The organism is Dehalococcoidales bacterium (assembly GCA_041652735.1).
GTDB lineage: Bacteria > Chloroflexota > Dehalococcoidia > Dehalococcoidales > RBG-16-60-22 > RBG-13-51-18.
In genome coordinates, this window is the sequence record JBAZGT010000007.1 from 87,458 (window position 1) to 93,883 (window position 6,426).

Here is a 6,426-nt window from a genome sequence, read left to right on the forward strand (position 1 = left end):
AAAGAATATGCGTACACCGCTGATTGCCGGCAACTGGAAAATGAATACCACTCTGGAAGAAGCTGTCAACCTGATAAAGACCATGCAGCCGAACCTTAACCGCATACAGGGCATAGAAAAAGTGCTTTGCCCGCCTTTCATATCGCTGATGGCGGCGCGGGGGTTGACCCGGAACACTACGGTGAAGCTGGGCGCCCAGGATGTTTTTTACGAGGACAAAGGCGCCTATACCGGCGAGGTGTCACCTCTAATGCTGGCCGACCTCTGTGAATACGTAATCATCGGGCATTCCGAGCGGCGGCAGTACTTCGGCGAGACGAACGAAATTGTCAATAAAAAACTCAAAGCCGCCACTAAAGCGGGGCTCAAACCGATACTATGCGTGGGCGAAACGCTGGAAGAGAATGAAGCCGGGCAGACCCGCGAGGTGCTGGGCAAGCAGCTTATCGATTGCTCCGACCGACTTTATTTTATGAGCGGTATGGTTATCGCCTATGAGCCGATTTGGGCTATCGGCACCGGCAAGTCCGCCTCTGCTGATGGCGCTAATAAAACGATTAGCTTTATCCGGCAATTTGTTTCCCGCCTGCACGGCAGCGGCATCGCCAACACCGTACGTATTCTTTACGGGGGCAGCGTCACCGCCGCCAATATCGCCGATTTAATGAGGAAGTCGGATATCGACGGCGCTCTGGTCGGCGGGGCCAGCCTTAAAGCGGACGAGTTCACCAGTATCGTCAAACAAGCTACCGAGATTAAAGGCCTGTAATAGGGTGAAGCGCCTTATCGCCATCGTCGGACCAACCGGAAGCGGCAAAAGCCGTTTGGCCCTGCGCCTGGCGGGCATTTTCCGGGGGGAGATAATCGGCGCGGACAGCCGTCAGGTCTACCGCTTGATGGACATAGGCACGGCCAAGCCTACGCCGCAGGAAATGGCCGCCGTACCCCACCATCTGATAGACATTATCAATCCGAATGAAGAGTTCAGCCTGGCTTTATTCCAGCGCCTGGCTAACCGGGCTATAGATGATATTCACCGCCGCGGCCGGCTGCCTTTCCTGGTTGGGGGGACGGGTCTGTATGTCAGGGCGATTCTGGAGGGGTGGCAGGTACCGGCTATTTCACCGGACCGGGATTTCCGCTATAATATAGAGAAGATAGCCAGTGAGAACAATGTTGAAGAAATTTATCAGGAACTTGTCATTGCCGACCCTGACGCGGCAGCAAAAATTGACCGCCGCAATGTGCGCCGTGTGATACGCGCGCTGGAAGTGCATGCCCAAGCCGGAAAGGCTTTTTCCCAGCTCGGGGGTAAGATAGCCCCTGACTTTATTCCTCATATCATCGGTCTAACCGCCGAAAGGTCCGAGCTCTACCGTATAGTCGACCGCAGGGTTGACGGGATGATAGAGCGGGGCCTCGTCCCCGAAGTGGAAAATCTGCTCAAATCAGGCTATGATTTCAGCTTACCCGCCATGTCCGGCATCGGCTACCGGCAAATCGGCCAGTATCTCAAGAGCGAAATGACGCTGGCGGCGGCTATCCAGAAAATCAAGACGGAAACGCACCGCTTTATCCGTCACCAGTATGCCTGGTTCCGCCTGAACGATGAGAGAATCCACTGGTATGATGCCGGAGATTGGCAAAACCCGGAGATAGAAAAAGCCCTGATGGAGTATTTAACAAATGATTAACAGCGACTGGAGTGTAAGATAACGGAATGGATTTTACCAAGATGCATGGCACGGGCAATGACTTCGTGGTGGTGGACGGGCGCAAACTCAAGCGCGACTGGCCGCAAACGGCGATAACGGTACTGGACCGCCACCGGGGTATCGGGGCGGACAGCCTGATTGTTCTGCTGCCTTCCAAGAAAGCCGACTTCGGCATGAGGACATGGGACACGGACGGCTCGGAGTCCGAGACCTGCGGCAACGGCCTCCGGTGCCTGGCGCGGTACGTGCTGGCCAAAGGCATGATACCGGCGGACGCAGAAGATCTGACCATCGAGACTTTACTGACGGTCAACCGCATCAAGCTGGAGCGGGAAAAAGGCGAGGTGGTCTCCTTCCGCGCCAACATGGGCAAACCCCGGCTAACCGCCGACCTGATACCGGTGGAGGTGGAAAAGGGTAAAGGGGTGGCGGAAGAGGTTAACGGTATGATAACGTATAAGGAAAAAATAGGCGGGAGGGAGCTGACACTGAACATGGTATCCATGGGCAACCCGCATACCGTGTTTTTCAGCCACAGGCCGGTGGCGGATTTTCCGCTGTCTAAAATAGGGCCGCTGGTGGAGAACCTGTCTATTTTCCCCAACCGCGTGAACTTCGAGGTGGCGCGGGTACTGGACGAAAGCCATATCGAAGCGAGGGTATGGGAGAGGGGAGTGGGTGAAACGCTGGCCTGCGGCAGCGGCACCGGCGCCATTACCGTGGCTTCTAAGCTGCGGGGCTATACCGGCTCGGTGGTGGACATCAGGCTGCCCGGCGGCGTGATTAACGTGGAGTGGAACGGCAGCCGGGAAGTGGTGGTACACGGGCCGGCGGTGATAGTCTATGAAGGCAAATGGCCGGATTGAGGAGTGAGCATGAACCCAGCTAGACGCATTGAATCCCTTAAGCCATATTTGTTCGTGGAGATTAACAAGAAAATAGCGGAGAAGAGAGACAGAGGGGAGGAGGTGGTCAGTTTCGCCATCGGGGACCCGGATATGCCCACGCCGCCGCACGTGATTAAAAAGCTATGCGAGGCGGCGCAGGACCCGGTCAATCACCGCTACCCGGAGAGCGCCGGGCTGCCGGAGCTGCACCGGGCGATAGCCGGATGGTATAAACGGCGGTTCAACGTTACCCTAGACCCGGACACCGAGGTGCTGCCGCTCATCGGCTCTAAAGAGGGCATCGCACATATCGCCATGTGTTTTATCGACCCCGGAGACACGGCGCTGGTGCCGGACCCGGGCTATCCCGTTTACGCCGTCGGCACGCAGCTGGCGGGCGGGCGGCCTTATTACCTTTCCTTAAAAGCGGATAACGGCTATTTACCCAGTTTTAAAGGCATCCAGGACTTTATCCTGAAAAAGACCAAAATGTTGTGGCTGAACTATCCTAATAATCCCACCGGCGCCGTGGCTGATTTGGACTTTTTCAACCGGGCGGTGGAGTTCGGCAAAGAGCATGGTATCCTGGTGTGCCATGACGGCCCTTATACCGAGGTAGCTTATGACGGCTACCAGCCGGTGAGCTTTATGCAGGCCGAGGGGGCTAAAGAAACGGGGGTGGAGTTCCACTCGCTTTCCAAGAGCTACAACATGACCGGCTGGCGTATCGGCATGGTGGTGGGCAACGCGGAGGCGATCACGGCGCTGCGGACGCTGAAATCCAACCTGGATTCCGGCATACCGCAGGCCATACAGTATATGGCTATCGAGGCTTTAAACGGGCCGCAGGACAGCATCGCCGAGCACAATGCCGTCTACCAGCGCCGGCGCGACCTTATTTGCGAGGTACTGACCCGGATAGGGCTGGAGGTTAACGTGCCCAAGGCCAGCCTCTACGTGTGGGCTAAGGTGCCGGAAGGCTACGATTCCGTGGACTTTACCGCCGATATGCTGGACCAGGCAGGGGTAGCGGTCACGCCGGGTTTAGGCTACGGACGGGCAGGGGAGGGGTATGTAAGGCTTTCCCTGACGATACCGGACGCATCGCTGGTCAAAGGGCTTTCACGGCTGTCCGGGTGGCGCAATACGCGGCGACTTACCATGAAAAAGTAACCTGACATAAACATACGTCACAGGAGAATTAAAATTCCTAAAAACATCGTCATTACCAAGCCGACGCAGGAAAAAGCTATATTACTGGCGGTGACGCCCAAGGGCGGGAGGGAAAGACAGGCGGCCGTCAACTCCCTGGAAGAGCTGGGGCAACTGGCGGAATCGGCGGGGGCAAGGGTCGTCGATAAAATCGTCCAGCAGCTGCCGGTGCCTTCCCACGATTATTACGTGGGCAGAGGCAAGGTGCAGGAACTCATAGCCTTAAAAGCCAACAAGGACTACAACGTCCTGATACTTGATGACGAGCTGACGCCCAAGCAGCAGGAAAACCTGGAGAATGAGCTGAACGTGAAGGTCATCGACCGGGCGGCTTTAATCCTGGATATCTTCGCCCGGCGCGCCCGCACCCACGAGGGGCGTTTGCAGGTGGAGCTGGCCCAGCACCAGTACCTTTTACCGCGGCTGGCCGGACAGTGGAGCCACCTGGAACGTCTGGGCGGCGGCATCGGCACCAGGGGTCCCGGCGAATCACAGCTGGAAACCGACCGGCGCCTGATACGCCGCAAGATTCAGCGGCTGGAAGAACAGACGGAAGAGGTCAGGCGAAGGCGCTCTTTGTACCGCCAGCAACGGCAGAAAAGCGGCATACCGGTCATCGCGCTGGTGGGCTATACCAACGCCGGCAAGAGCACGCTGCTGAATACGCTCTGTAAAACGGAAGCAGTCTTGGCGGACGACAGGCTTTTCGCTACCCTGGACCCCACCACCCGCCGCCTGAACCTGCCCGGCAATAAAGCGGTGCTGGTCACGGATACGGTGGGGTTTATCCGCAAGCTGCCGCCCACCATCATCAACGCTTTCCGTGCTACGCTGGAAGAGCTGTCCGAAGCCAGCCTGCTGCTGCACATCGTCGATGTATCTTCCCCGGACGCGACGGAGCAATGCCATGCCGTGGAAAAGATAATAAGCGAGCTGGGGCTGGCGGAGAAAAAGCGGTTTACCGTGCTGAACAAAATCGACCGCCTGATAGACAGCGAGCCGGCCCAGGACGGTAAAGGACTGGAAAGCGTGCTGGCCAACCTGGGGGTAGCGCCGGATGAGAACACGGTGATAATCTCCGCGGTGCGCGGCTGGGGCCTGCCGAGACTGGTGGAGATGGTGGCAGCAGCGCTGCCGGACATTAACGCATCCTTTCCGACATTGGAAAATCAGTAGCCGATAGCCTCTGTTAGCGGAAATCAGGGGGCAGGTGAAAGGGATTCCGGGTCCTGACTTGCGTCAGGATGACATAAAGATAATCTCATGGATACAGGTCTGGTTCTGGCGCTGATAGCGTCCGTCAGTTTCGCGGTCGGCATCGTCATGGTGAGGAAGACCGCCGGCGACGCGGGCGAGTCCTTCAGCGTCACGGCATTAAGCATATCAATCGGGATTCCGTATTTCGCCATCGCGATATCGGTCAGCGGCGGCTGGGGCATTCTCGCCAATGTGTCCGGTAAAGTACTGGGGCTGCTTATCGCTACCGGCATCATCCACTACATTATCGGGCGGCTGCTGGCTTACGAGGCTTTCCGGCTGATCGGGGCCAACCGGGCGACCCCCTTCAACCAGACCAGCCCGATATACACCATACTGCTGAGCTGGATTTTCCTCGACGAGAGAGTGACCGGCTATATCGCCATCGGGGCCCTCTGCATGTTAGCCGGGGTATTCCTGATTACCCGGGAGAAAAAGAGCATCAGCGGAGAGATAATGGAGAAAGTCCCCCGGGACACCGTCCGCGGCATTTTAGCAGCCCTGGGCGCGGCGCTGTGCTGGGGAATAACACCGGTGTTAATCAAGCCGGCGGTGGAGGAGTTGGGGTCGTCATCCGCGGCCACCTTTATTTCTTACGCCGCGGCGGCGGTGGTAATGGCGCTGCTATTCCTGAAGCGGTCGCGCCGGCAGCGGTTCGCCCAACTTTCCTTTAAAAGAAACATATTGCCCATGTCCATAGCCGGGGTGTTCACAGCCACCGGCCAACTGCTTTATTTCACATCGCTGGGGCACAGCCCGGCCAACGTCATCGCGCCGCTGTTAAGCATCCAGATACTTTTTATCTTCATCTTTTCCTGGCTGATCAACCGCCGCACCGAGCTTTTCACTGCCAAGGTCGCCCTGGGGATGGCGGCGACGGTGGCGGGGACTTTTTTGCTGTTCCGCTAACGAGTTCACAGTTTACGGTTTTCAGTAAAAAGTGGGGGAATTGTTTTTGTTTTTTTTATTTATTTGTTAATGTTCACGAACGATTTATAGCTAATCATTTGTTTTTTTGTTTATGTTAATTGGGGTAAGGGATAGTTTAGAGTAAACAGTTTATAGTTGATAGTTATCAGTTTACAGTTATCAGTTTATAGTTGATAGTATAAGGGGGATAAGGGAGAAAAGGAAGGGGATGGTGACGCGGGGGGGATGGCATTGAACCAACCCCTTTCTCTCTTATCCCTCTCCCCGCGGGCAAGGAGAGGGACGATACTGGACATTGAATGACCTTACCCCATTCTTAGTGCCATCTGCATCTTAGCGTCTTCCGGCTAGTTCTATGAAATCCTGGGGTGCCAAGCCGCCCAATGAGCTATGCGGCCTGACAGTATTATAATCCTTTCGCCAGC

Annotated in this window: 6 protein-coding genes; all 6 read left to right on the forward strand. The window is 56.4% G+C overall.

Annotated features, from left to right (window positions below; genetic code table 11):
* Positions 1–7 precede the first annotated feature (7 nt).
* Positions 8–769: a triose-phosphate isomerase gene (gene tpiA / locus WC370_04235; protein MFA5308681.1), complete on the forward strand. Its 762-nt coding sequence runs from the start codon at positions 8–10 to the stop codon at positions 767–769.
* 4 nt (positions 770–773) lie between these two features.
* Complete coding sequence (gene miaA / locus WC370_04240) at positions 774–1,694, forward strand: tRNA (adenosine(37)-N6)-dimethylallyltransferase MiaA (GenBank protein MFA5308682.1); 921 nt, start codon at positions 774–776, stop codon at positions 1,692–1,694.
* Positions 1,695–1,720: 26 nt separating this feature from the next.
* Positions 1,721–2,581: a diaminopimelate epimerase gene (gene dapF / locus WC370_04245; protein MFA5308683.1), complete on the forward strand. Its 861-nt coding sequence runs from the start codon at positions 1,721–1,723 to the stop codon at positions 2,579–2,581.
* 9 nt (positions 2,582–2,590) lie between these two features.
* Entirely contained in the window at positions 2,591–3,775 is a 1,185-nt protein-coding gene (locus WC370_04250) for an LL-diaminopimelate aminotransferase (protein MFA5308684.1), read from the forward strand.
* Positions 3,776–3,859: 84 nt separating this feature from the next.
* A complete protein-coding gene (gene hflX / locus WC370_04255; protein ID MFA5308685.1) occupies positions 3,860–4,990 on the forward strand; it encodes a GTPase HflX in 1,131 nt (376 codons plus the stop codon).
* Between the two features lie 87 nt (positions 4,991–5,077).
* Positions 5,078–5,980, forward strand: a complete 903-nt coding sequence (locus WC370_04260) for a DMT family transporter (protein ID MFA5308686.1) — start codon at positions 5,078–5,080, stop codon at positions 5,978–5,980.
* Positions 5,981–6,426: the final 446 nt, after the last annotated feature.